At 62.1% G+C, this 25751-nt stretch carries 26 protein-coding genes and 1 tRNA gene; 13 read left to right on the forward strand and 14 right to left on the reverse strand.

The window, feature by feature from the left end; all coding sequences use genetic code 11:
* Window positions 1-50: 50 nt before the first annotated feature.
* On the forward strand, window positions 51-1322 hold the full coding sequence (locus EEB15_RS25160) for a cystathionine gamma-synthase family protein (RefSeq protein ID WP_141512706.1): 1272 nt from the start codon (window positions 51-53) through the stop codon (window positions 1320-1322).
* Window positions 1319-3295 (forward strand): ABC-F family ATP-binding cassette domain-containing protein, encoded by a 1977-nt coding sequence (locus tag EEB15_RS25165; protein ID WP_141512707.1) that lies wholly within the window; start codon window positions 1319-1321, stop codon window positions 3293-3295. Before EEB15_RS25160 ends, EEB15_RS25165 begins: the two co-directional genes overlap by 4 nt.
* Here the strand turns inward: EEB15_RS25165 and EEB15_RS25170 are convergent.
* The 8 genes from EEB15_RS25170 to EEB15_RS25205 all read right to left on the reverse strand — a co-directional run bounded on the left by EEB15_RS25170 (window position 3285) and on the right by EEB15_RS25205 (window position 10995).
* Window positions 3285-4103, reverse strand: a complete 819-nt coding sequence (locus tag EEB15_RS25170) for a TylF/MycF/NovP-related O-methyltransferase (RefSeq protein ID WP_199236631.1) — start codon at window positions 4101-4103, stop codon at window positions 3285-3287. The two genes, EEB15_RS25165 and EEB15_RS25170, sit on opposite strands and share 11 nt — an antisense overlap.
* 81 nt (window positions 4104-4184) lie before the next feature.
* Window positions 4185-5438 (reverse strand): tetratricopeptide repeat protein, encoded by a 1254-nt coding sequence (locus EEB15_RS25175; RefSeq protein WP_158290224.1) that lies wholly within the window; start codon window positions 5436-5438, stop codon window positions 4185-4187.
* Window positions 5435-6337, reverse strand: a complete 903-nt coding sequence (locus tag EEB15_RS25180) for an ExeA family protein (RefSeq protein ID WP_141512709.1) — start codon at window positions 6335-6337, stop codon at window positions 5435-5437. The genes EEB15_RS25175 and EEB15_RS25180 overlap by 4 nt, the downstream gene beginning before the upstream one ends.
* Window positions 6338-6341: 4 nt before the next feature.
* Window positions 6342-8267 carry a secretin N-terminal domain-containing protein gene (locus EEB15_RS25185; RefSeq protein ID WP_158290225.1) on the reverse strand — a complete coding sequence of 642 codons (1926 nt, stop codon included), beginning with the start codon at window positions 8265-8267 and terminating at the stop codon, window positions 6342-6344.
* A 53-nt stretch (window positions 8268-8320) separates the two neighbouring features.
* Window positions 8321-8746: a hypothetical protein gene (locus tag EEB15_RS25190; RefSeq protein ID WP_141512711.1), complete on the reverse strand. Its 426-nt coding sequence runs from the start codon at window positions 8744-8746 to the stop codon at window positions 8321-8323.
* Between the two features lie 8 nt (window positions 8747-8754).
* Window positions 8755-9429 carry a hypothetical protein gene (locus tag EEB15_RS25195; protein WP_141512712.1) on the reverse strand — a complete coding sequence of 225 codons (675 nt, stop codon included), beginning with the start codon at window positions 9427-9429 and terminating at the stop codon, window positions 8755-8757.
* Window positions 9430-9433: 4 nt separating this feature from the next.
* Entirely contained in the window at window positions 9434-10039 is a 606-nt protein-coding gene (locus EEB15_RS25200) for a PilN domain-containing protein (RefSeq protein WP_141512713.1), read from the reverse strand.
* Window positions 10036-10995, reverse strand: a complete 960-nt coding sequence (locus tag EEB15_RS25205) for a hypothetical protein (RefSeq protein WP_141512714.1) — start codon at window positions 10993-10995, stop codon at window positions 10036-10038. The genes EEB15_RS25200 and EEB15_RS25205 overlap by 4 nt, the downstream gene beginning before the upstream one ends.
* A 351-nt stretch (window positions 10996-11346) precedes the next feature.
* Between EEB15_RS25205 and EEB15_RS34510 the strand changes: the two genes are divergently transcribed.
* The 8 genes from EEB15_RS34510 to EEB15_RS25245 all read left to right on the forward strand — a co-directional run bounded on the left by EEB15_RS34510 (window position 11347) and on the right by EEB15_RS25245 (window position 18629).
* A complete protein-coding gene (locus EEB15_RS34510) occupies window positions 11347-11730 on the forward strand; it encodes a prepilin-type N-terminal cleavage/methylation domain-containing protein (RefSeq protein ID WP_141512715.1) in 384 nt (127 codons plus the stop codon).
* Window positions 11731-11810: 80 nt separating this feature from the next.
* Window positions 11811-12194, forward strand: a complete 384-nt coding sequence (locus EEB15_RS34515) for a prepilin-type N-terminal cleavage/methylation domain-containing protein (protein ID WP_141512716.1) — start codon at window positions 11811-11813, stop codon at window positions 12192-12194.
* A 46-nt stretch (window positions 12195-12240) separates the two neighbouring features.
* Window positions 12241-12729, forward strand: a complete 489-nt coding sequence (locus EEB15_RS25220; protein WP_141512717.1) for a prepilin-type N-terminal cleavage/methylation domain-containing protein — start codon at window positions 12241-12243, stop codon at window positions 12727-12729.
* Complete coding sequence (locus tag EEB15_RS25225; protein WP_141512718.1) at window positions 12726-13157, forward strand: type II secretion system protein; 432 nt, start codon at window positions 12726-12728, stop codon at window positions 13155-13157. The genes EEB15_RS25220 and EEB15_RS25225 overlap by 4 nt, the downstream gene beginning before the upstream one ends.
* A gap of 2 nt (window positions 13158-13159) precedes the next feature.
* On the forward strand, window positions 13160-13690 hold the full coding sequence (locus EEB15_RS25230) for a PilW family protein (RefSeq protein WP_141512719.1): 531 nt from the start codon (window positions 13160-13162) through the stop codon (window positions 13688-13690).
* Window positions 13690-15699 (forward strand): hypothetical protein, encoded by a 2010-nt coding sequence (locus EEB15_RS25235; protein ID WP_141512720.1) that lies wholly within the window; start codon window positions 13690-13692, stop codon window positions 15697-15699. The genes EEB15_RS25230 and EEB15_RS25235 overlap by 1 nt, the downstream gene beginning before the upstream one ends.
* Window positions 15700-15733: 34 nt before the next feature.
* Window positions 15734-17389, forward strand: a complete 1656-nt coding sequence (locus EEB15_RS25240; protein WP_158290226.1) for a GspE/PulE family protein — start codon at window positions 15734-15736, stop codon at window positions 17387-17389.
* Window positions 17373-18629, forward strand: coding sequence for a type II secretion system F family protein (locus EEB15_RS25245; protein ID WP_141512722.1), 1257 nt, complete (start codon window positions 17373-17375; stop codon window positions 18627-18629). Before EEB15_RS25240 ends, EEB15_RS25245 begins: the two co-directional genes overlap by 17 nt.
* Window positions 18630-18645: 16 nt before the next feature.
* Here EEB15_RS25245 and EEB15_RS25250 read toward each other — a convergent pair whose 3' ends face one another.
* Window positions 18646-18864, reverse strand: a complete 219-nt coding sequence (locus EEB15_RS25250; RefSeq protein ID WP_141512723.1) for a hypothetical protein — start codon at window positions 18862-18864, stop codon at window positions 18646-18648.
* Window positions 18865-19008: 144 nt separating this feature from the next.
* On the opposite strand from EEB15_RS25250, the gene EEB15_RS25255 reads away from it, so the two are divergent.
* Window positions 19009-19524, forward strand: a complete 516-nt coding sequence (locus tag EEB15_RS25255; RefSeq protein WP_141512724.1) for a hypothetical protein — start codon at window positions 19009-19011, stop codon at window positions 19522-19524.
* A 34-nt stretch (window positions 19525-19558) separates the two neighbouring features.
* Here EEB15_RS25255 and EEB15_RS25260 read toward each other — a convergent pair whose 3' ends face one another.
* From EEB15_RS25260 to EEB15_RS25270, 3 genes are all read right to left on the reverse strand, one after another.
* On the reverse strand, window positions 19559-19834 hold the full coding sequence (locus EEB15_RS25260) for a hypothetical protein (RefSeq protein WP_141512725.1): 276 nt from the start codon (window positions 19832-19834) through the stop codon (window positions 19559-19561).
* A 200-nt stretch (window positions 19835-20034) separates the two neighbouring features.
* The gene (locus EEB15_RS25265) at window positions 20035-21180 is read right to left on the reverse strand and encodes a TAXI family TRAP transporter solute-binding subunit (RefSeq protein ID WP_158290227.1); all 1146 of its coding nucleotides are present in this window, start codon (window positions 21178-21180) and stop codon (window positions 20035-20037) included.
* A gap of 518 nt (window positions 21181-21698) precedes the next feature.
* Complete coding sequence (locus EEB15_RS25270) at window positions 21699-23201, reverse strand: hypothetical protein (protein ID WP_141512727.1); 1503 nt, start codon at window positions 23199-23201, stop codon at window positions 21699-21701.
* Window positions 23202-23310: 109 nt separating this feature from the next.
* On the opposite strand from EEB15_RS25270, the gene EEB15_RS25275 reads away from it, so the two are divergent.
* Window positions 23311-23781 carry a hypothetical protein gene (locus tag EEB15_RS25275; protein WP_141512728.1) on the forward strand — a complete coding sequence of 157 codons (471 nt, stop codon included), beginning with the start codon at window positions 23311-23313 and terminating at the stop codon, window positions 23779-23781.
* A 232-nt stretch (window positions 23782-24013) separates the two neighbouring features.
* Entirely contained in the window at window positions 24014-24523 is a 510-nt protein-coding gene (locus EEB15_RS25280) for a hypothetical protein (RefSeq protein WP_141512729.1), read from the forward strand.
* Between the two features lie 349 nt (window positions 24524-24872).
* Here the strand turns inward: EEB15_RS25280 and EEB15_RS25285 are convergent.
* Together EEB15_RS25285 and EEB15_RS25290 are read right to left on the reverse strand one after the other, a co-directional pair.
* Window positions 24873-24948, reverse strand: a tRNA-Lys gene (locus tag EEB15_RS25285).
* 14 nt (window positions 24949-24962) lie between these two features.
* Entirely contained in the window at window positions 24963-25751 is a 789-nt protein-coding gene (locus tag EEB15_RS25290) for a ThiF family adenylyltransferase (protein WP_141512730.1), read from the reverse strand.

The raw sequence follows: 25751 nt of genomic DNA on the forward strand, positions 1-25751 counted from the left end.
GCCCCTCTGGGGAGAGGGCTGGGGTGAGGGGCATGACCGACAATACACCCATGACCCGAGATATCACCACCCGCATCCTCCACGCCGACCGGCTGGGCGCGGTCGAGCATGGCGCCATCCTCAAGCCGCTGCACATCGCGACGGCCTATGGCTATGCCACGGCCGAAGAACTGACGGCCGTTTTCCAGGGCCAGCAAAGCGGCCATGTCTACGGCCGCCAGGGCAACCCCACCACGCAGGCGCTGGAAGCCAAGATCAGCCTGATGGAGGACGCCGTCGGGACGGTGTGCTTCGCCACCGGCATGGCGGCCATCTGTTCGACCATGATGGCCTTGCTCAAGAGCGGCGACCACGTGGTGGCCAGCCGCTTCCTGTTCGGCAATACCGCCAGCTGGATGGGCACGCTGTCGCAGCTCGGCTGCGAAGTGACGCTCGTCGATGCGACCGAGGCGGTCAATGTCGAACAGGCCCTGCGGCCCGAAACACGCATGGTGTTCGTGGAAACAGTCGCCAATCCGCGCACGCAGGTGGCGGATCTGGAAGGCATTGGCCAACTGTGCCAACAGCGCGGACTGCTCTACATCGTGGACAGCACCATGAGCACGCCGGCACTGTTCCAACCCAAAGCCGTGGGCGCTTCGCTGGTGCTGCATTCGCTCAGCAAGTCGATCTGCGGCCACGGCAACGCGCTGGGCGGCTCCATTTCCGATACGGGCCTGTATGACTGGGACAAGTACCCGAACCTCATGCCCGCCTACCGAAAAGGCCCGCCCACGGCGTGGGGCCTGCTGCAGATCCGCAAGAAGGGCCTGCGCGACATGGGCGCGACGCTGAGCGCGGAACACGGCCACCGCATCGCGGCGGGCGCGGAAACACTGCCGCTGCGCATGGAGCGTGCTTGCGCCAATGCGCGGGCCTTGGCCGAATGGCTGGAAGCCCAGCCGCTGGTGTCGAAGGTGCATTACCCGGGCCTCACTAGCCATCCGCAACACGCACGCGCCAAGGCGCTGTTCAAGGACGCCGGTGCCCTGCTGAGCTTCGAGACCGTCGAGGGTGTCGACCCCTTCGAGGTGCTCAATGCGCTGGATCTGGTGATCAAGTCCAGCCACCTCGGAGACAACCGGACGCTCGCGATCCCCGTGGCCCGCACCATCTTCTGGGAGATGGGCGCCGAGCAGCGCGAAAGCATGGACATCGCCGATTCGCTGATCCGCGTGTCGGTCGGCATCGAAGCACAACAAGACTTGCTGGACGACTTTGCCCAGGCCTTTGCCACATTGAATGGATCCCGGAATCAATCCGGGATGACAGGAACCAAGTGATTTTTCTGCGTAACCTGATCCTTCGCCGCAGCGCGAAGGTGCTGCTGGACAACGTGTCCGTGACGATCAACCCCGGCGAAAAAGTCGGCCTGGTGGGGCGCAACGGCGCCGGCAAATCGACCTTGTTCGGCCTTCTCAACGGCACGTTGCACGAGGACAGCGGCGACTTCTCCATGCCCGCGCAATGGCGTCTGGGCCAGGTCGCGCAGAACATGCCTGAGACCGAAGAGTCGGCTACCGACTTCGTGCTGGGCGGCGACACACGCCTGATGGAACTGCGAGAGGCGCTCTCACGCGCCGAAACGGCGCATGACCAGGACATGGACAACCACGACCTGGGGATGGAGATCGCGCACCTGCACTCCGATCTCGCGGACGCGGGCGAGCACGACGCCGTGCCGCGCGCGCAGGCGCTGATCCTGGGCCTGGGTTTCAAAACGCACGAGCTGGAACATCCCGTCAACAGCTTCTCCGGGGGATGGCGCATGCGCCTGCAATTGGCGCGCGCGCTGATGTGCCCGTCGGACCTGCTGCTGCTGGACGAACCCACCAACCACTTGGACCTCGATGCATTGGTGTGGCTGGAAGCGTGGCTCAAGCGCTATGCCGGCACGATGATCGTCATCAGCCATGACCGCGAATTTCTCGATGCCGTGACCGACGTCACGCTGCACATCGAGCGCCAACAGCTCACGCGCTACGGCGGCAACTACAGCGCCTTCGAAACCCTGCGTTCGCAGCAGCTCGAACTGCAGCAGTCTGCGTTCTCGAAGCAGAAGGAAAAGATCGCTCACCTGCAGAAGTTCATCGACCGCTTCAAGGCGAAGGCGTCCAAGGCCAAGCAGGCCCAGAGCCGGGTCAAGGCTCTGGAGCGCATGGAGAAGATCGCGCCGGTGCTGGCCGACGCCGAGTTCACGTTCGAGTTCAAGGAGCCGGCCAACCTGCCGAACCCGATGCTCGCGATCACCGACGGCCAGTTCGGCTACGTGGTGGACGACGAGCCCAAGCTGATCGTCGGCGGCGTCAGCAAGTCCGTGATGGCCGGCCAGCGCATCGGCATCCTGGGCGCCAACGGCCAGGGCAAGTCGACGCTGGTGAAGTCCATCGCGCGCGACCTGCCCGCGCTGGGCGGCACCATCACCGAAGGCAAGGGCCTGAATATTGGCTACTTCGCGCAACAGGAGCTGGACGTGCTGCGGCCCGGCGACACGCCCCTGGAACACATGTTCCGCCTGGCGCGTGAGCTCGGCCCCAACTCGGGCGAATCGGGCCGCGAGCAGGACCTGCGCAACTTCCTCGGCACCTTCAACTTCACGGGCGACATGGTCAAGCAGACCGTGGGCACGATGAGCGGCGGCGAGAAAGCGCGGTTGGTGCTGGCCATGATGGTTTGGCAGCGCCCCAACCTGCTGCTGCTGGACGAGCCGACCAACCACCTGGACCTGGCGACGCGCGAGGCGTTGTCGATGGCGCTCAACGAGTTCGAAGGCACGGTGATGCTGGTGAGCCACGACCGAGCCTTGCTGCGCGCCGTGTGCGACGAGTTCTGGCTGGTGGGCCGCGGCAAGGTGTCGCCGTTCGACGGCGACCTGGACGACTACCAGAAATATCTGCTGGACGAAGCCAAGCGCCTGCGCGAAGTGGCCAAGCAGGAAGCGATCGCCGCGGCACCCCCGCCCGCTGCGCCCGTGCAAGACACCCGCAAGCAGGATGCGCAGCTGCGGCAGCAGCAGAGTGCGCGCACCAAGCCGCTCAAGCGCGAACTGGAGCAGGCCGAAAAGAAGATGGCCGACCTCAACGCCGAGAAGGCCGGCCTGGAGGCGCGCATGGCAACTGCCCTGCCCCCGGCCGAGATCGCCCGCGCGGGCAAGCGCATGAAGGAGCTGAGCGACGAACTCCACGCGCTCGAGGAGCGTTGGCTGGCCGTATCGCAACAGATCGAAGCGATGCAGGCAGGCGCCGTTACCTCTTGAGAACCAGACCCTGGCCGGTAGGCAGCGGAAACACTCGATAGCCGCGTTTGTCAAGCCAGGCGTCCTCAGCGACCTTCTGGACCCGGTAGACTCCCGACCACTCGTAGTCGTCAAGGATCACGATGCCACCTGGAACGACACGGTCGAACAGCATCTCCAACACGGCGATCTCCGCCTCGGCGCTGTTCAAGTCGATGTGCAGGTACGAGATCGCAGGCGGTAACCCTTGGGTGAAGCTTTCCGGAATCAAGCCTTTGATGAGCCTGACCTGCGGATAACCGTCGAACCGCGAGATAACCTCCTCGTACAAACCTGCCTCCTGGCCGGGGAAGGCATGGCCAGGTACCGGGTTGTAGTCGAACGTGTCGTAGCCGAAAAAACGCTTTGGGAAGGCTCTGCCACCAAGATAGTCCATCACGGTCTTGATGCCCGTGCCGCGATAGACACCGCACTCCACGAAGTCGCCATTCAGATGGACACAGTGATAACCCGCGCACGCGAGCACGTACCTGCGCCACAAGATGGTGTGATCGGCGTCGTTCTGCAAATTGGCCTTCCAAGCCTCGCAGAACGGGCCATCCCCGAGTGCGGAATTGTTGCGGCCCCACGTGATCAGGTTGTCCCCGGAATACACGCCGGGCGGCATGAGCGTCAGCAACTCCTGCAACAGTTCCGTGAAGCGTTTGGGGTCGGCAAGTCCCCAATTCAACGGGGAGACAAAGTTTTCGGGGTGGGCGGAAGGTGCGGATCGCTCTGGCAACACCAGCTCACGCCGGACGCCCAGGAACCTTGCAAGCAGTTCTTTCAATCAAATTCCCTCTGCACCCGCGTCTGAAGGAGTGCTTGAGACATTGTGCCATCGCGACCGTCCGATCCAGTGAAACCCAGCTTAGCGCTTCAGCTGACTCAGCCGCTGGTCCACAAAGGCAATGAACGCGGGCGGCAGCTGCCCGCCGTCTTTGGCGCGCTGGAAAGCTTCGGCAGCGTCCTGTCCCTTGCCGATGGCCTGCAGGGAAATGCCGATGCCGACCAGCCAGTTGGGCATGCCCGGCTCGATGCGCAGCGCCGCGAGGTAATGCTTCACCGCCTCGTCGTGGCGCCCTGCCCGCTGCAGCAAGGCGGCGTAGAAGGCGTGATAGGCGCCGTCTTCGGACGCAGACGGCAATCCCTGCTCCAGCGTGGCGGTCGCGCCATTCGCATCGGCGTTCTCCAACTGCAGGCGCGCGAGATTCATCCACAAGCCGCTGTGGTCGGGCGACAGCTTCACGCCTTCGCGCAGCAGCGCCGAAGCTTCGCTGAGGTTGCTGGCCTCTACATGCAGGCCCACGAGGAGTTGGCGCGCGGGCGCATTGCGGGGCGAGGCCACGAGCGATTCGGCCAGCGCTGCGCGGGCTTCCTTGCTGCGGCCCTGCTGCGACAGCACGACGGCCCGCTTGTACATGTTGTCGGACAGCTGCTGGGGACTCACCGTCTTCTGCGACTGCGCTTCTGCGGCACTGACTTTGACTGCCGGTTTGTCCATCGGCTTTTCGGCGGGCGCATCGGCGGGAAGAGGCTCCGCAACCGCGACGGCCCTCTTGGTGACGCCCGCCATTGCCACGACCTTGATGCCCTCTTGCACCGGGCGCACGGCAACCACCGGGCGCTCGGCCTGCTCGACCTTCGGCGCCTGTAGCCTGGGCGAGGCTGCAGCGACAACCTTGGCAGGCTCCGGTGGTACAGCTCGCGCGATGACTGGTGCGACGGCCGGCGCGGGAGCGGGTGCAACAACTGCAGCCACAACGGGCGCGGCGACTGGAGCGGCAGCCACGGCCATGGGTACCGCTACAGGTACAGGCGCAGCGACCGGCACTGGCGCAGCCATTGCCACAGGCGCCGCCGCAACCACGGTCGGCACCGGCTTCGCCGCAGGTTGCGGCGCCGGAACAGCTGCGACGACGGGTCGTTTGGATTCCGACGGCATCATCAGCATCCAGAGGCCGGCGGCGGCGACCACCGGCAGGATCAACGCAACAGGAATCAGCCATCGGGCCCGGTTAGGCAGCGGCATCACGGACCGGATCTCGGTCGACATCGGTTCGTTGCCGGCACCCTGGCCCTGGCGCTGTTCGAGGTCTTGCAGCAATTTGTTGATCAAGCTCATAGCGATACCCATCCAAGAGTGGCAAGGCAGCTGCCCAGAAGCAGGACGAGAAGCACGCCGCGCATGCCCGAGGTGCCGTTCCCCTCGAGCGACGCCGTGTCGTTGGTGGCCGCCAGTACGTCGAAGAACCCGACGCGGCGCTTGCCTTTGCCGTACGCGCTGAGCAGCGACTTGTGCGCGACGATGTTGACCAGGCGAGGAATGCGCCGCGTGCGGCGCTCCAGCAGCCAGGTCGCCGAGCTGTCGAACAGCCGGCCGCCCTTGAAGCCCGCCACCACCAGCCGGTGGTGCAGGTAGTAGTCCAGCTCGGACCCGGTCAGCGGCGCCAGGTGGTAGTCGAAGGTGATGCGCTGCTTCAATTGCCGGATCGACGGGTGGTTGAGTTTGTCTTCCAGTTCGGGCTGGCCGAAGATGATCACCTGCAGCAGCTTGCGCTTCTCTGTCTCCAGGTTCGTCAGCAGGCGCAACGCTTCCAGTGTCTCAATGGGCATTGCCTGCGCTTCGTCCAGGCAGATCACCACGCGCTTGCCCTGCCCTGTCAGTTCCACGAGGCGCAGCGTCAGGCGCCGCAGCAGGTGGTGCTGGTTGAAGTTGGCGCCCGGCTCCAGCTCGATCCCGAGCTCCGAGGCCAACTCCATGAAAAGCGAGATGGGCTCGAGGTACGGGTTCGGAATGTACGCAACGCAAAAGTCCCTGCCGAGGCTGGACATGAGCTTGCGGCAAAGCAGCGTCTTGCCGGTGCCCACCTCGCCCGTGATCTTGATGAAGCCCTCGCCCATGCGTGCGGCCACCAGCAGCGTGTTCAGCGCCTCCTGCGATCCCGCGGACGAGAAAAAGAAGCTCGTGTCCGGCGTGATGCTGAACGGGAACTCGCGCAGGCCGAAGTGGCGGAGGTACATGGCACTACTGGACCAGGCGCGTGGTCGGCGCGACGTTCATGCGTTCGATACGGCTCTGTGCGGCATTGATGTCCGTCGTCCAGGTTTCGTCGCCCTTGACGACGGTGGGCTTCAGCAGGATGACCAATTCGCGCTTGACGGTTTGCCGGTTGCTCTTGCCGAACAGCGCACCAACCACCGGCACATCCCCCGCCAACGGCACCTTGTCACGGCTGTCAGAGCTGCTTTCAGTCATCAACCCGCCAATCACGATGACCTGCCCGTCCCTCGACTTCACCACGCTGTCGGTCTCGTTGATGCTGTTCACGGCGAACGGCACGCGCGCGCCGCCCCCGGACGGCGACGCGATCTTTTCCTTCTCGGTGATCGAATTCACCATCGAATGAACGTGGAGCGTGATGTTGTCGTTGTCGTCGATCTGCGGCGTCACGTCGAGCGCGATTCCGGAGAAAAACGGCTGGTAGTTGATCGTGGGTGGCGTCGAGATGTTCGAATTGTTGTTCTGGCTGGTGGTCCCGGCCGTTATGTTGGTCACGAACGGCTCTTCGCTACCCACCTTCAGAACCGCCTTCTGATTGTTCAATGTTGCGATACGAGGGCTGGACAGCACCTGCACGCGGCCTTGCGATTCCAGGAAGTTAATGAGCGCCGAAAAATTGCTGAACTGAAGCGCGACGCCAAGACCCGCAGAAAACGCATTGGGCGTGGCTACACCCAGCAGGCCGCCGCCCAAAACGTCGCCCATGGAACTCGTGAAAATCGCGGAACCGTCGTCTGCGGTTTGCGAGAGGATGCGGCTCCTTCCGGAGGTGCCATTACTGCCGATCACGTTGGGATTGGCGCCGACTCCGCCCCGGAACAGGCCTTGTCGGAACCCCGACCAGTTGATGCCCTGCTGCGAGCCGGAGTTCAGTTCGACCTCGATGATTTTCGCCTCGATGATCACCTGACGCTCGATGCTCAGTTGCATAGAGCGCAGCAGGCTTTCCACTTGACGCAGCTCCTTGGGCAATCCACGCACCACCACGATCCCGCTCATTTGGTTGACCGTCATCGCCCGGCCGCCGCTGCAACCTTCGGAGCCGCGCATCCGTTCACCAACCTGGGTGTCGCCGACAAACGAGACATCCGCACGGCCACTGCCTGAGCTTCCCGCATTCGTAGTGGGGCGGTTCTGGATCCTGGCGATTTGGCAACCGAGGACCGTACGCACCGCATCTTCCATCTCGCCCCAGATATCGGACTTCGAGATCGAGCTCAAGCCGCTGGTCTGGATGGCGGGATAACTTCCGCCAGAGGAGGATCCGGTAGCCCCGGTGGTTCCGCTTGTCGTGTTGCCAGTGCCGCCGCCTCCGGTCGTCCCGCTACCACTGCTGCCGCCCGACGAGTTGGGTGATGCGCCGCCCACCACCTGCACATCGCTAACGCCCCTGCGCTGGCCCAAGATGTAGTTGACTTGGTACAGCTTGGTGCGCATCTCAGGCGGCTGCACATAGATGCGATTCCCGTCCACCGTGTATTCGTAGCCGTACATCTCACGGATTGCGTCGAGCGCCTCAAAGACCGTCACATCCTTGAGGTTGACAGTAAGGGACTCTGAGACCCCCGTACCCGAGGCTGACGCTACCTGCCCAGCAGCAACCGGCGTGGAGGGCGGAATGGTCTTGGGACTGAGGAGAACGCTATACGGCGTGTCCTGCACAATCGCCAGCAACACTTGACCGATCGGTGCGTCCGTCACCTTCAGGTCAAAGCGCTGCTCGAGTTGGCGCGCCGATGCCCGAGGTGTTCCGCCGCGCAGTGGAGGCAACAAGGAGTTGCTCACCGTCGGCGGCAACCCAGGCGTGGGCTCGGCGCGCGGACGCGGCACGGCAGCTTGCTGCATCTCTGCGTTGATGCGGGTCTGCACCGTCTGGTCATGGGGCAGCATGGGAACGCTGCACCCAAACAAGACGGGGGCCAAACACGGGATCAGATATCGCCTCATTTGCCTTCTCCAATCACAATTTTCTTTTGCACCTTGGGCGACCCCTGCAGTGGGGTCTGCCTTCCTGGCTCGGTTTTCTCGACACTGGAATTCACGAGTGTTTTCTCGAGCACGCCACCCTTTTGCCAGACTGCGCCATCGGCATTGATCGCGACGAGCTTGGCACCGTTGTGAGTGTCACCCGGCCGGATGGCTTCACCATCGACCATGGCGAACCTGCGGGTAGGTCCCGTCACGAAGATCTGAACCTCGGGAGTTGCTGCCTCGGCCACCGGCTCGGCACCTGGCTTGGCCGCCTGCGCGGCGAGCCAGGCGGGCGCGGGGCGCGTGGGGTCGGCCATCTGGGCGTGGCATGGCGACAAGGCGGCCAGGACCAGCGTCACGGCTGTGTGGCCACTGTAGCGAAGAATGGATGTTTGCATGGTTCGCCTCATCCCAGCGGCAACTCTTGCCGGGCACTCAGTGTGTGGATCGTCATCTTGAGCGTCGCGTCAGGATAGGCAAGCGTTTCCAGCCGCACATTTCCCCAAAAAACGCCCTTTGCGTTACGCTCAAGTTCCTGCATGTAGGCCACCAGTGCGGGATAGCTCCCCTGCACCGTCACTTCGATCCCGTGCTTGTAGAGAGCCGGTGCGGGGGCAGCACCCGCCGTCTTCATGTCGGCCATCCCGACCGCTGGCGCCGCGCCCACCCGAAGAAATATGTCAACTGGCAGTGTCTTGAGAGAGACGAGGGTCAGTCCAGGTTTGGATGTCGTCGTTGCACGGATCAATTGGAGCAAGTTCACATCCACCGAGGCATGGGCGATCACCGCATCACCCTGCGCGGCCGTATTGCGCAGTTCGTCTCGCTCGGCGCGTTGCCTGGCAAGCGGATCGACCTTGCCTGGATCCTCTAGCACCCGCAATGCCTTGGTCACCGCGTCCAGCTCGACTTGCTGCTGCTCTATCTGTGTGCCGAGTGCCCTGGCAGTACTCTGCTGCGGCCGTAGCAACGCGAATTCGAATATGAAGTAGACAACGCCGACAAGAGCGGCGATCGCCCACAACCGCTCACGCATGCTGAGCGCCTGGAACTGTTTGACGAGGGGCGTGAAATATTTCATGGCTTCAGGACAGCTTGAACGCTATGACAGCCAGGGCCGGGGCAGCGTTCGGAGCGCCCGGCTTGGCCACGTTTTCGGGGGTCAGCTCCAGCGAGTTGAATCGCACAGCGGTTGAACCGAAGGCTTCATTGAGCCGTCTTGCATACGCCATGACCGATTCACTGCGCAGAGCCCGCCCACTGATGCTGACGGAACCACCGCCCTTGGTCACCGTGACGCTGGTAAGCCAGACCCCGTCTTCCGAAATCGCGGCCAGCGTCCGGTAATGCTGCGAAAAACCTTGAGGACTGCCCAGGCTTCCGGCACGAACTTCTCGGACGAGCTGGCCCATGGCGTCGGCACGAGGGCGCAAAGCGGAGATTTCAGCGGCCAGGGCCGCAGGGTCACCCTGCGCGGCGCTCTTCTGCTGCACCGCCTGGACGACGGCGCGCAACTGCACGAGCTGCCTCTGTCCCGCGGCGGCGGTTTCTCGCAGCCGGTTTGTCTGCGACATGATGGCCTGAAAATTAACCAGCAAGCCAATCAACACCACACCAACGCCCGCCAGCATCCAGGCCGTTGTGTTGGCTGATCGGTCCTTGGGCTGAAGAAGGTTGATCTGTTGGCTCATGTTGTCTTCCTTAGGCCGCGCAGGGCAGCGCCCAGCGCAACCAGATAGCGGGCCTGCGCCTCCGGCTGCGCCAGTTGGGGCGCGGCGGAGATATCGAAGATCGACGCGAGATCAAGCATCTGCACGGGCACCGGCAGTTTGCCGGCAAGGTGGCGCCCCAGCTCCAACGGGGTTGGCGACGGCCCAACCACGATGCGTTCGATCGACACGAAGGGGTGCGTTCGCGTGATCAGCTCCATGGATTGGTAAACCTGCTGCGTCACGCGATCAAGAAATTTTCGCTTTCGTTGCTCATCGCCGGAGAGAACTTCGTCCATCGGTTGGGCAATGAACCTGTCCAGATACAGCTCACCCCTGAAGGTGAACGTGCTCGTCACGCCGGCCGGGCTCACAGTCAACAGGCCCAAACCTTCGTTCTTTTTTTCCAGCAAGCCAGCAATGTTGCGCAGCGCGGTTTCGCGAATGTCGATCGCCTTGAGGGCGGGCTTGGCGTGCTTGAACCAGCCCGCCTGTTCGTCCAGCAACGACTTGCGCGCAACAATCGCATAGAGTTGCTTCTCGCGATCGGGCTGAAACTCCACGGTGGGTATTCGCATCCATGAGAGCCCCGCTTCGCTCACAGGGAACTCGATCATCGATGCGATCGACCAGCGAAGGCTCGCATCCATTTCTGAATCGAGCACAGGTGCTTCTGGCATCACGAGCACCTGGTAGCTGCCTCGCGCCAGCGCAAGCGTGCAAGGATAGCCCGCGCCCCCTACCTTCTTCATCAAGTCCGCTATGGCTTGCGCGCCTATTGAGACGGCGGAGCTGTGCGCGCACTGGAGGACCTGCGGTCTGCGACTCGGATAGCGCGATGTGCGCACACTCACCGCAGCGAAGGTGCCATCAGCGGCCGCGTCGAACGCCGTCCAACCTTGGGTGCCCGATCCGAACATGGGCCAATAAAGGTTCATGCTTGCATTCCCCTCTCGCCCCCTGTCACAGGAGCGGCTGCGTGGCCTCACAGATGTCGAGCGCTAAAAACCGCAGTTCAAAGACAACTCACCTTCACACCTGTGATGCGATTCATCATGTCACACAAGGTTAGATTTTGTATATAGGTTCTTACAACAAAGTGTGCTGTACGGGGGACATCACGCAAATGCACTATGTCCTTTTGCAAGTACACGTGTGACACTTTTTTGGCCTCTTGGTTTTGCACACAGTAGTTACACCTTGCGTTCAGCCAAAAGACCTAGTCCATCTAGTCGAAAGCGGAGATTCCATCGCCTATCCACCGTTCAAACAGCCTACGGAGATCACTCATGCGTACACATCAACTTCGCAAACCCCTGCAATCGGGCTTCACGCTGATCGAACTGATCATCGTCATCGTGGTGATCGGCATTCTTGCCGCGGTGGCCATACCCAAGTACCAGGACTTGACTGCGCAAGCCAACGTGGGCGTGCTCAAGGCCGCTGCAGGCGCGGCTGCCTCCGCCAGCGCGGTGCAGTACTCGCTGCAGCAGGGGGGTCTGACGCATACGACGATTACCAACTGCTCGGCGTTGACCGCCCTGATTGAGGTTCCGTCCGGCGTTGCGATCACAGCGGCTGCGCTGGCCACGGGAGCCGGCGGCTCATGCACCTTCACCGGCCCCGGCGGGTCGACTTACACCGCGACGAACATCTATGGCGTACCGGCATAAGGATGTGACATGACAGGGCGGGGCCGGCAGCGGTACCGCCCCAATTCACCCATCAACCTCAATAGCTTTCGGAGATCCTCATGCGTACACGCCAATTTCACAAGCCACTGCAATCCGGCTTCACGCTGATCGAGTTGATCATCGTCATCGTGGTGATCGGCATCCTTGCCGCGGTGGCTATCCCAAAGTATCAGGACCTGACTGCAGAAGCCAATGTCGGCGTGCTAAAGGCGGCTGCGGGGGCGGCTGCCTCGGCTAGCGCAGTGCAATATTCGCTGCAGCAGGGAAATCTCACGCACACGACCATCACCAACTGCTCGGCTTTGACCTCGCTGATCGAAGTTCCCGCCGGCGTTTCGATCACAGCAGCCGCATTGGCAACCGGGCCCGGCGGCTCGTGCACGTTCACCGGCCCCGGCAGTTCGTCGTACACCGCGACCAACATTTACGGCGTACCGGCATAAGCCAAGGCTGGGCCGGCAACGGTCCGGCCCAGTTGTACCGCCTCAAATGACCACACCTGTGCGAACACTTCAAGCGGGTTTCACACTGATCGAGCTGATCATCGTGATCGTGGTGATTGGCGTGCTGAGCGTCTACGCCGCCGTCAAGAACGGCTCGTCAGGTGACTACACGCTCCATTCGCAAGCGCAGACCATGGTCAGCGACTTGCGCCATGCACAGGCGTTGGCCACCACCCTGGGCAAGAGCTTGCGAATTTCGATCATCACCGGCACCAATGGCAGCTATAGCGTGAGTTGCGTCACCCCGGGTGCGTCGCCTTGCAACTCCGTCGTCAATACGCCGATGACCAACCCCCTGACTGGGTCAAACTTCGCGGTCGCTCTTGAGAAAGATATTTCCTTGAGCGGCACTGCCACCCTCGATATCAACAGCCTTGGCAAGCCCGCGGCCGCCGCGGCCTACGTGCTGACTGCCGGGAGCACTTCCAAAAACGTGACAGTTTCCGCTGTGACGGGTTTCGTGAATGCGCCATGAACAAATATCGTACGGACCTTCGGCGGAGAGATCACGGATTCACGCTGATCGAGTGCATCATCGTCATCGTCGTGCTCGCAATCGCCGGCACGGGGATCGCCGCGATGCAAGGCAACATCTTCGATGGCCAGTCGTCGGTCAAGGACCTGCAGATCCGCATCCGCCTCATGGAGGAGTGTGCTGAGCAGGTGCTCGCGGTGAGGCGCTTCACCGTCGACGAATCCTATGCCGCGGTGTCCAACGGAAGCTTCGGCACCAACCTCTGCGGGGGACTGACGGCCCCCGCCCAAGCTGGCTATGCGATCCCGACTGTATCCATCACCGAAGGCTACACCGGCACTGCCTGCCCAACCAACGGCACGTGCAAGCTCGTGACGATCACGCAGAACGGCATGACGCCGCTGACCCTGATGTTGGCTGACTACTGATCATGATCCGAACGACAAGATCCCCTTTCCTCCAGCGTGGCTTCACGCTGATGGAACTGGTCATCGTCGTTGTCGTCCTTGGCTTCCTGTCGGCCGTCGGATCCACGATGATCGTCGACACATTCAAGACGACGAAGATGGTTTATGCAAGCCAGTCCGCCGCCACCCAGGCCCGGTACGCAGTCGAACGGCTGGCTCGCGAGATTCGCCAGGTGAAATACACCGGCAGCAACTACGTGATTGGCTCGATTACTTCGCCGGCATCTTCCGCCTCCTTCACGAACGTCATCAATGGCGTCGAACAGGCGGTCTCTGTGGACGTGAACGGCACGGACCTGCGCCTCAGCTACGGCGCCCCCTTGGTTCTGTGCGGCAACGTGAGCGGCTTCACGGTGAATTACCTCCAGCTCGATAACAGCGCCGCCACGTCAACAGCGAATGTGCGCTTCGTCGTCATCAGCCTCACGGTGACCGATGGCACCAGTGGACAGTCGATCACCGAGCGTCTACGCGTTGCCTTGAGGAGTTCATGATGAACGAGCAACGCCGTGAGCGAACTCAGCGTGACCGCCAGCGCGGCGTGGCCTCCATCATCGTGGTGCTGTTGCTGATCGCCGGCGTGGTGTTCATCCTCGGCCAAACCATGGGCATAGTCGGCACACGCGGCGGTGATACCACCCGACAGCTGGATAGCACCGCGGCGCTGGAACTGGCTGAAAGCGGGTTGCAGCGGGCGCAGGCCGTAATTGCTACTGCGTCGAGTTCAGGAATCATGAGCGATGCTGTATGTAGCGGAATCGCTACCGGCGGTCCGTTTGCACTTGGCCGAGGAAGTTTCAGCTATGCGGCACCAGTGGCCGACCCAGCAGGATGCAGCTACGCAGGCACAGCGTGTTCCAGCTGTTCGGTTCCGGTCACCGGAACGGTTAATTCGGCTCAGCGTTCCCTGAGCACGACATTCAACATCAGCCAGTCCTATGGCGTCACTGGCCGGGGAACGGTGGTCACCATGGTATTGAAGAACATTCACACGGTTCCGGCGTTGGCTTTGTTCCATCTTGCCTGGCAGCGGCAAGGTGCAGGAGGCAACGCCAACGCCTCGATCTGCGGCACTTGCGGCAACAGATGGACCGTCGAGTCCAGCAGTGGAAATCCCAGCGTCGGTGCCATGGGCGTGACGGTTCCAATCGCCCCTCTCACCTACAGCCAGGTTGTTACGCAGAACCTCAGTCTCAGCCGCGATTACGTTGAGGTAGGCGCGCTGTTCCCTGCCACCGTCAGTTATGGCGCTGCGCCAACCTTTGTGGGTTCGTATTGGGATGATCAAAGCGGCGGGGGTACCGGCAGCAAGACGGTCAACAACTCGGGCTACACCGGCGAAGTCAATAGTGGCGTGGTGGCCGCGACCTCGGGCACCTGCGTTGCAGCGCCCAGCGCCGGCACCGAGCAATCCTGCAACAGCTGGTGCCACGGCGGCGACACCCTGATCTATGGCTTGGCTGGGAGGTCGGCCGGCGTGTCGGCCGAGCTCAGCACCGTCACGTTCAACATCAGCGGAACCCCGGCCCAGAACGTTCAGTTGACACGCTTCGTCCATTTTCCGGACACCGGCGGGGGCACGGCGAACGCCTCCGGGACGATCTATTCGGAAATCTGGGTGGCGACCAACGCCGACTATCTTTCGTCCACGAGCGCTCCCGCGACCTCCTATCCAGCGGCCGTGTTGGGGACCGTTGGTGCGCACATCAATTTGAGTTCAAGCATGTCAGGCGGTACAACCACCATGGAAGTGTCATCGGTCGTCGGTGCGGGAAGCAAAATTTGCGTCGACGACTTACTGTCCACATATTCGGGCAACAATCGGTTTGTAAGTGGCACGAAAATCACGGCGACTCCGGGCGGCGCAACGTGCAACAGCGCAGCCGGGACATACACTTTCGATACACCGACCACCAGCAACATGAATGCCGGGACGGTGCCCCTTGCATCGTCAAAGAACCTGATCGTTCAGGGCCAGGCCGGGATCGCATTCACTGCTGGCGCGACCAACAACGGGGCGGTCACTATCGCGTCAGGGCCGGTGGCCTCGATCTACACGTTGTCGACAGAAACCTCAGTTCCCATCTCAGTCCCGATCACCCAAGGCTCCGCTGGCTCTGGAGACACGATCCGCGTCTCGACATCCAGTTCCTTGCCTTCGGTTGGTACTCGAGTTGCGCTGTTCACCAACAACGGAGGAGCCGGCGCGTTTGCGGCCAACACGACGGTGCAGTCCGTCGGGGCCAATTCCTTCGTGGTTTCGCCGGCGCCCACTGCGGCCATCGAAGGCGGCGTCGCCTGCGGTGGCACATGCGCATTCTTCAACGGGCCGTCAAGTACCAGTTCCGTCACTGAATTCAGGATCGAACGCAGCACTGTGGGAGCTGACACAAGCCAATGGAGCAGCGGCTTCGCGTGCCTGAAGGGCGTGGATGCCAGTCTCATCGCGCCGGTCACGAGCTCCACCGTCAAGCCCGGCAGGTGGCAGGAACAGGTGCAGTGAAACGCATTCAACCGACAGCAACATCGGAGCAGTCATGATGCCGCAAGATTTCGAGATGACCCGGTCGTTCATGGTGGAGCACATCCCGCAGTTGGAAGTGAGGCCGCCAGACGTGGACCCGACTGAAGATGAAGCGGCCAAGGCGCACGCCAAGAGACTCGGCGTGCCGTTCGTCAACCTGCGCGAGCACGACTTTCATCCGCAAACCGTCAAGCTGCTCAACGAAGCGCAAGCCCGCCGCTTCAAGGCGCTGGTCCTGGAAGACCGCGGCGAAACCTACCTGATCGGGTTCGTCGACCCCTGGGACCTGCGCGCGCAGGACGAGGTCGCGGGTGCGCTGAAACGGCCGCTGGACGTAGCCGTCATTACGGCAGAACAGCTGAACGACACGATCGAACGGGTCTATCGCAAGACCGAACAGATCGGCCAGTTCGCTAGGGCTGTAGGGCAAGAGGTCCAGGCGCATGACAACGTGTTCGACCTGAAGAATCTGAGTCACGCGATCGAGGACGCCGAGGTGCCGGTTGTCAAGCTCCTGCAAACGATCTTTGACGACGCGGCCCGCATCAACGCGTCCGACATCCACTTCGAACCGCAGGAAACGAGCCTGGTGGTCCGTTTCCGGATCGACGGCCTCCTTCACGTCCAGGTGGAAACCGACCCTCGAATCGCGTCCACCCTCATTGTCCGGCTGAAGCTGATGGCTGGACTGGACATCGCGGAAAGAAGGCTGCCGCAGGACGGCCGGTTGAACATCAAGGTGGGCGAGTCCCGCTTCGACGTCCGGATGTCGACGATGCCCACGCAGTTCGGCGAATCGGTAGTGCTGCGCCTCCTGCGCCAGGATTCGAAGCGGTTGCAGCTGGCGCAGATCATGACCCGGCGCGCACGCAAGACGTTTGAGAAGGCTTTGCAGTCGCCACACGGCATCGTCCTGGTCACCGGCCCGACCGGCAGCGGCAAGACGACCACTCTGTATGCGGCTCTCGAGATGCTCAACAAGCCGGACGTCAAGATCCTCACCTGCGAGGATCCCGTGGAGTATCGCCTGCCCGGCATCAACCAAGTCCAGATCAACGAAAAGATCGAGCTCACTTTCGCGCGCGTTTTGCGCTCCTTCCTGCGTCAGGACCCGGACATTCTGCTGGTCGGCGAAATTCGGGACAACGAAACAGCGGACATCGCCGCGCGCGCGGCGATGACCGGACATCTCGTCTTGTCGACGCTGCACACCAATGACGCCGCCACGACACCGCTGCGCCTGTTGGACATGCATGTCCCTGGCTACCTGATCGCGTCCAGCCTGCTGGCCGTCGTGTCGCAGCGCCTCGTCCGGCTGATCTGCGGCAATTGCGCCGCGCCCTACACCCCTTCACCGGAACACCTTGCATGGTTCAAGAGCCGCGTGAGCGAAGAAGAACTATCGCTGGCCAAGTTCCGGCACGGCAAGGGCTGTGTGCGCTGCAATGGCGTGGGCTACTTCGGCCGTAGGGGCGTGTTCGAGGTCGTCGAGATGACCCCACCGCTCGCGCTGGCGATCCAGCAGCCGGACCCCAGCACGTTCGAGCCGCTGGCGCGCGATCAAATCGGTATCTACACCATCGAGCGCAACGCGCACGAACTGGTGCTTGCAGGCGAGACCACCATCTCGGAAGCCATGACGGTGACGATGGGTGGCGATCTGGGTTAACGGAGGACGTGCCATGGAAATATTTGAATACTCGGGGCGCAATCGTCGCGGAGAAAGCATGCGCGGCACGGTTGAATCTGCAAGCGCGCAGGCCGTGGCCACGTGGTTGATGGACACGGACATCTTTCCTGTCTCTATCAAGGCCCAGGCCCCGGCGTTCAAGCAGCCCGCCTGGTTCACGCGGATTTCAGGCCAGGAAAAAGTGGCGCCAATCGACCTGCTGTTGTTCACCCGGCAGATGGCCAACATGGTGCGGGCTGGCTTGCAGATGATGGATGCCATCGACGGCATCCAAAGAACGACAGCAAGCAAACCTCTCGCCAAGGTTCTACGCAGCGTGCGAGATGACCTGGACCGCGGCATTGTTCTTAGCGGCGCATTTGCGCGGCAACCGGAGGTGTTCGATGACTACTACGTGAGCATGGTCCGCGTGGGCGAGGGTACAGGCAGGCTCGAAGAATCGTTCCAAAGCCTGTACAAGCAGGTGGAATTCGATCGGCAGATGCGCCAAAAGATCAAGGCTGCGCTGCGCTATCCGACTTTCATCCTCATTGCGCTCGCCATCGCTATGACGATCATGACGGTTTTCGTCATACCTTCGTTCGCCAAGACCTATGCCGGTCTCAAAGTCGAGCTCCCGCTGATCACGCGCTTCCTGCTGGGCATTTCGACCTTCACGGTGAACTATTGGTGGGCAATGCTGATCGGTGTAGGAACGCTGTATTTCATCATTCATCTCGTCCTGAAATCGCCGGACGGCCGCTATGCCTGGGACAGGTTCAAGTTGGGGCTTCCTATCATCGGGCAGATCCTGACGAAGGGTACCGTGGCACGGTTCAGCCGCAGCTTTGCCACCGCCATGAAGAGCAATGTGCCCATCGTCACCGCCTTCCAGTTGGTGTCGCGGGTAGTTGACAACGCCTTCTTTGAAGCGCGGATCTTGCTGATGCGCACGGGCGTCGAGCGCGGCGAGATCTTGAGCCGCGTGATGCGAACTTCGGGAATCTTTTCGCCGCTCGAACTGCAGCTGATCACGGTGGCGGAGCGCACCGGCGAGGTCGACCAGGCGGTAGAGCAGATCGCGCTGATGTACTCCGAAGAAGTGGAGTACGAGGTTGCCAGGCTGAGCCAGACGATCGAGCCGCTGTTGCTGGCCTTGATGGGCATCCTGGTGGGCACCCTGGTGCTGGGCATCTTCCTGCCCATGTGGGACCTGGGGCAGGCCAATTTCAAGCGCTGAACCGGAATCGGTTGGGTCAGTGGCGGACGGATTCGGGGGCGCAGCCCATAGCGGCGCGGACCGCGTTGCGGGTGGCGTGGTCGCCCTGGAAGCTCGCCGCAATGGCACACACGTCGGCGGTATCGTGGACCGCCACAGTCGCACCACCGCTGTGCGGCCGGACCGCCGAAGCAACACCGCCCACCAGTCCGAGCAGAATGGCCACGGCTGCGACCTTGGTTGTGATGGTTTGCATAGCGGGTCCTTTCTTGGCAGAGCTGGAATGACTTCAACCCTTGAATGCATTGGGCCACCGCCTCACGCCAGCCAGTTAAGGATGTGGACTAGCCAGCCTTAGGTGATTTGCCCATCCCCGCCCAGGGATTGTTAACATGCTGCGATGCCCACCGCCCTGCAGCTCGCCGAAGGCAACCCCATCCTCATGGACGCCGTGCGCCGCAGCCGAAAGCTGCTGAACCGGCGGGCCCTGGTGGGCGCGGCTGCCAGCGCCGTGCCCGTGCCGGGCCTGGACTGGGCCGTGGACGCCGCGCTGCTGTCCCGCCTTGTCCCCGCCATCAATTCCGAATTCGGTCTGACGCCCCAGCAGCTCGCTGAACTGCCCGCGCACCAGCGCGACAATGTGCAGAAGGCGTTGGCCACGGTCGGCTCGGTGCTGGTGGGCAAGCTCATCACGCGCGACATGGTGCTGCGCATGGCAAAGACTGTCGGCATGCGCATGACCACCAAGCAGGCCGCCAAGTACGTGCCCCTGGCCGGGCAGGCGATAGCCGCTGTGATGGGTTACACGGCCCTGCGCTACCTGGGTGAAGAGCACATCAAGGATTGCGTGCGGGTGGCACAGGCCGCGCAATTGGCGCTTCCGGCGCCGACGGCCCACCGGCGGCTGGGCGCCTAGACGGCGAGGCCTTTTGGGCCCTCTTGCTGGCGCGCTACGAGGCGATTTTTTCCGCGCCGTGCCCCATCAGAAGTCCCATATGGGCAGCACGCGCAGCCAGCCGCCTGCGTGATTCAGCCTGTACGGCATCTAGCGCCCGCTGTTCCGTCGCAAACGGTCCCGCGCCGATCTTGCGGGTAGCGATTCCTTCTTCCCAGACCGATTCCGGACAGTTGACGCAGACCTTCGCATAGGCGTAGTGGCCATCGGGGGAAGGGACGGTGTAGCAGGCCAGATAGAAGCCATGGATCGGGCCAGCGATGTACTCCATAGGGCGCGTGTGCTCTCGTCAGCGTAGGCGATGGATGGGGGTGCGCCGGACCTTAACGCAAACGGAAGGATCACGCGATCATCAATATTGATGCTAACTAAAGGGCTCATACCCGGCGCTTCAGCGCCCTGGCAAGCGACGAAAAAAAGGGACAGGCCATGGCAGCCGCCTCTTCCGTCAATGATCTGGTCAGACGCGCCTCATCGGCATAGCCCGGCGAAACGGTCTTGTGGCTTGCAAGTCGCACCGGGAATGGCGGCCGGGCTTTCATCAACAGATCCTTGCACGTGGCATCGGCTGAGCCGATCCTTCACCCTTGCGGAGTATTGCCACCCCACGGCCAGGGGAGGCAAAGGCGCACCTGGTTTCCAACTGAGCGTCTTCCACTTCGGATGGCCCTTGCTCTGGAGGGCTTCAAACTTTTCGCAGAACTGGCCGGCCAGACTGGTGATGAATTGATTGCGTTCTTCGCTTATGAAGTTGGCGGTGATCAGATACGAATCGACGCCGAGCGAGGGCAGGCCCGCACCAGTGATATTCAATGCGGGGTAGCTGGACTTCTGAATCTCCGCCCTTTTGTAGTCCTGCAGAACTTTTGCCGAGGTGCCATGCGCCGGATCGAACTTCAGCAGCCTTAAGTTTGGAGGCACGTTCGCCTCGAGCAACTTGAGAGGCTGGCCGCCGACAAGCACAAGTACATCGATTTTGGGGAAGGCCGAGTAGAAGTCCGGGTCGCTCAGGACCATCAATGCCGATCTCCGCGTCCGGGTGCCTTCATCGTCGCCCGTCACAGCGGGATTGATGAAAGGCGCCACGGCGGTTGGTCGTTCGTTGAACATCTTGCTGTAGATGTTCAGTGCAGTCAGATATGTCCCGCTCTTCTCGGCATCCATCCAGATCCGCCTGCCCCGGACCTGGTAAATGAACTCAAGCGGGCTGTCTTTGTGTACCAGGAAATGGATCTCCTCTCTGTACAGCGGCATGAAGACTCTGAGATTCTTGAGGAGTTTGCCGTATTGCCGTCTTGTTTCCGCAGGCACGTCACGGCTGTCGCGCAAGTACACAAAAGCGGCATAAACATCCGACTGCACAATCCCCAAGGTAACGCCTTCCGTCTGGCTCATGTCCTCCACGTTCGCCCAGGAGCCCTTTGAATCGCGCACTTCCAGCGCCGGGGAAACGAATTCCTTGAGGTTGTTGCCTATCTGGTAGTAAGTGCCGGTCTTCCCACCCGTCACGATGACTTCTGCATGTGCACTAGCCACCGCGACAGCCACGAGCACAAGCACAAGCACACCTTTCATCAAGTCAAGCCACAAGTGGGCCGTTGGTGTCATTCGTTGCATGGCGTATCCTTTCCTTGAAAACATCACTCTTGCGATGTGCACAACCCTGCGGTCTGGTGCGCCGCGGAGCACGGCGACCTGCTTGATCGCGGCGCAACCGGACTCTCGGTGAGCAGCACCGATGACGCTTCTGCCCCGCTCGTCAACGGGATGTGAGCTGGGGAGGCGATAGCTGTGGCGTGCGCCGGTGGCTGCGGCGATGCGTCTTCGCTGGTCCGGGATGCGAGAATCTTCGCCACCATCCATAACAGCACCAAGGCGATGACGCCCGCGATGACGGTCGTGAACAGAAGCGGAGATGCCGTCCGGCCCGTCGGCCGCCCCGAGCTTTCTTGTCGAAGTGCGATCGCTACGCCACCTCCAGGAGCGCCCTCGGGCTGCCGGTCGGCCGCCCCGAAGCGGGGCTTGCGTCCGCAGTATGGACAAAAGGCCACTACCCCGAACCACGGCCGCCGGCAATACTCACACAGGTTGTCAGCTTGCGGCGATTGAGTCGGGTTGTTCATCTGGACGTTCGCCTAGTCAACCTGGCTCTCCAATTTCCAACCGGACGCTTGCGAAAGCGCGGGGTGGTATGCCCACAAATGAGCGTCGTAGACAAACAGCGACGTGAGCCATGGCCTTGCGACGCTCAATGTGCCGAACAGCACCTCAGGGTTGCCATCTGCCTGCAGTTGAAGAACGGCAAGATGTGTTTCTTCATCGGATGCGAGCAAGGCGAGAACCCCCTGGGGTGCATCGATCCGCAGGCCGACGACCGCCCGCTCACACTCCGATTCGACAAGTGGCACAACGACCTGTGGAGACGTACGAGCGGAAACACACCCGGGCTGCATTCCGGGGCTGCCCTCGATGCGTTGGTCATTCGCGTAGCTGATGCACCCTGTGCACAGCCGCGGCGCTTCGATGGGTACCCGCTGCGGAAACAGCTTGCCCATTTGCACGTACTCCAGCGGCGCGTTCTGGTCGCTCCAACACTGCTGCCAGAAAGACTCGAAAAACAAGGGACAGCCCAACGAGAAAGCCGGCCTCAGCCCATCCGGCCAGGCCATCCAATCGGACTTCTTCTTGTCCGTTTGATTGAGGCGAAGAATGAGCTGTCCTTCCTCGCTTGGCCAGATCACATGCAGGGAATCGAAAACCGGCGCCTCGAAGCCATGTGCGGGAGCGACGGCACCCGTCGGCAGGACCACCGTTTCGGCCGCACCCAGGGGTTGGCCGACGAGGTTCACGGTGCCGTTCTTGCCCAGTTGCGGCAACCAGATTTCGCCTGCCCATGCAACTGGACCGCCGAGCGCCGGGCCGTCTCCAAAATACTCTACCGTGTACGACAAACCGATCACAGTCGGTGTTAGCACCGCCAATCCATCAGCCGTCGGAAAGTACAACGTGGCGCTGCGGACCCCCTCGGCGACTTCCATGCGCCAACCACGGAAGTTCTGCAACCCCGGTGCCAAGGTCGCACCGGCCTGGCCTTCGAGCGGGAACCAGACCTTCGATTCCGGCAGAAACACGAGGAGCTTGCCTTGCTGCGGCTCTATGGCCATCAAGGTCGACGAGGCCACATCGAACTTGTGAACCACGAATCGATACTGCCCCGGTGGCAATGCCGGCAAGGTTCTGTCCGCATCGCTTGCTGGATCGAGGCGCGCGTTCGACCGTGCCAAGACCAGGGGCGCAGCTGTTTGCCTCAAGCCCGCTGACGCAGGGCCGCAGGTGTCGGATACCGGCGACGCGCCGAAGGGTGGAACCCACGACGAGTCCTGGCCCAGGATCGTGTCATGCAGCTGAGTGCCGGATTGCGGTGAGTAATTGAAATCCGACGGGAACCACTGGCCCGTGGAGGTGTCTTTTCGTGCGCCGATCATCCGGCGCACGTCCTGGGTTGAGAGATTTGCGTTGACGAGCGTCCCATCGGTGGACGCGGCAAGATGCCAGGTGTCCGATCCTGGATCGCGATACCACGAGCCCGAGTCGAGCCGCCAGCTCTCGGTCTGCTCTTTCACAATCAACTGCCTCACGTCGACCTCTACTACAGCTAAAGGGCCGGTAGGTCATTAGAGGGGAGCAGCGCGGAAACCTGTATGGGAAAAATGTCCCGTTTTTGTCCCGGAGCAGGAAGCCCGGCAGGTGCAATGCAACGCGCTGGTGAGGTCGGTCTATGAAGCCTGTTTCCGCGGACTCTGGGTCAACTACGCCGCCGAAGAACACCAGCTAGTCGGCATGCGCCAAGGGGTGAGCCCCAAGTTTGAGACGATCGTTAAGCAGCTCCATCGCGCTCCTGGCGCGGCCCCAAGCGGCGTCTTTGCGCAATCGAAGGCCCTGGCGTGGGATGCCTTGTGCGACTACTCCCATGGAGGCGGCCGGCAACTTGCCCGGTGGCAAAACGAGGAGGAGATCGGCCCGTCACATCCGGACCACGAGATCCCTGGGCTTCTGCGCCTGCTCGTTCATTTTGCGAGCGCTTCATCCCTCGGTATGCACGACGCCGCAGACAGCGTGGGCACACTGAAGTCAGAAATTCTCGATGAGCTGCAGAAGGCGCTGGCATTGATCGAGCGCTCCACCAGTGTCACATCCCGTCCGCATGGAACCGGTTAGCGGGTGAACCGGGGCCCAACCCTCACCGTGATGCCGATCGCGCTTCCTGTGAGCGTTTAGCCTCACCACGCCGCACACTTTGAGCGCTGGGAGTTGCGAGGGCGCAGCTGACAGGACTGCCACGTTAAAGGGGAGGTTTTTCCCATGGGATCCGGGGCAAATGTCATGTGCCATTCCCTGCGGGCTCACCTACTATGGGATCGCGCGCCGGTTTCCACAGGAGGTGGCAATCATGGGAACACTGACTCAGCTCTTCAATTCCGACCCTCTGCTTGCGGCCGTTCGCCGTATGCACACAGACATGGAAGTCGCGATGAGGGTCGCGGACCTCGGATCCCACTCGGAGCGGTGCGGCTACGCAGAGACGATCGTGCGTCTCGTAATGGGAAGCGAGATCACCGCAACGACTCTTCAGCGCGCGCACGACACCGAGGGGGACTCGCTTCGCGCGTGCACCGCAGCATCACTTGTTTTCATGGCGGCGCGGCTGATGCTCGACGAGCAAAAGAGCTCGGGCTCAAGGCAGCTGCTGATTGCGAAGCTCACGGTGAACAAGATGGAAAAGCGCTTGATCGGCTTCGTAAAACGCAATGGCGTGCGTGCTTGGCCCCACAGCTGCGAATTTATCGTCGGTCCCTATGCTTCGGCGGCGCAGTTCGCGCAGGTGCAGGCTCGATATGCAGCCTCGGGGCGCTCGTCATCAATTGTGGATCCGGACCCTGGAGGGTTCGCGGGAGCATAGAGAGAGTCGCGCCGGGAAATTGCGGCCGCCCCCGGTACAGCGAACGCTTGGGCGAAGCCTGCATCTTCATGATCGCACCTTGGTCTTCATCCATCTTCGCGGCTCCTTGGGTCAGCCGACGCCGACATGGCATCGCTACTGCACGGCAAATCCTCGTTGAACCCCTAGACGCTGTCGACCCGGACTGGGGGGTATCGACCCCAACGCTTGCCAACATACCCTTCCGTTTCGGTTACGCATGCCACCTTTTCGCATCAATCGCGGGGCCGGAAAACTGTCACCCAACCCGAAAAGAAAAAAGCCTGCTCACTTTTAAGTAGCAGGCTTTTCAAACCCCACGAGGGGAAACTGGTAGGACGTACAAGATTCGAACTTGTGACCAACGGATTAAAAGTCCGCTGCTCTACCAACTGAGCTAACGTCCCAGCAAAGCCAACGATTATATCCCCGGTTTTTGGCCTTTTGACGTAGCCAACCGATCCAACACCCACCCCGCCGCGCATTGGCCGAACGTCGCGGTGACGCTTACGACCGATCCGTAGCCGTGGCAGTTGAGCGAGCCGTCGCCTTCGATCGCGCAGGACGGGTCGGGCGGCGCCACGGCTTCGCGGCTGAACACGCAGGCCACGCCGATCTTCTTGCCCTCCTTGGGCGCGCCGTGAAACTTGCGCAGCCGGTACCGCAGTTGCGCGAGCAACGGGTCATGCGTGGTGTGGGCCAGGTCGTCAATGTCGACCTTGTGCGCCAGCCGCTTGCCGCCGGCCGCGCCAGCCGCGACGAACAATGTGCCGGTATCCCGCGCCCACGCCGCCATGGCCGCCTTGGCCTTCACCTGGTCGCACGCGTCCACCACCGCATCGACGCCCGGCGGCAGCAGCCGGGGCCAATTGTCAGGTTCGACGAACTCCTCGACGCAATGCACCTTGCATGACGGGTTGATCTGCGCGATGCGCTCCGCCATCGCCTGCACCTTGGCCTGGCCGAGCGTTGCGGCCAGTGCGTGGACCTGCCGGTTGATGTTGGATTCGGCGATGTGGTCCAGGTCGATCAGCGTGAGCTGGCCCACGCCGCTGCGGGCCAGCGCTTCCGCCGCCCACGAGCCTACGCCGCCGATTCCCACCACCGCCACGTGGGCCGCGCGGATGGCCTGCGCGCCGGGGACTCCAAAGAGGCGCTCCAAGCCGCCGAAGCGGCGTTGGAGGTCGGCGGTTTCATCGAGGTGGGTCAC

Source organism: Ramlibacter sp. WS9, from assembly GCF_003797765.1.
In the GTDB taxonomy this organism is placed as follows: domain Bacteria; phylum Pseudomonadota; class Gammaproteobacteria; order Burkholderiales; family Burkholderiaceae_C; genus Ramlibacter.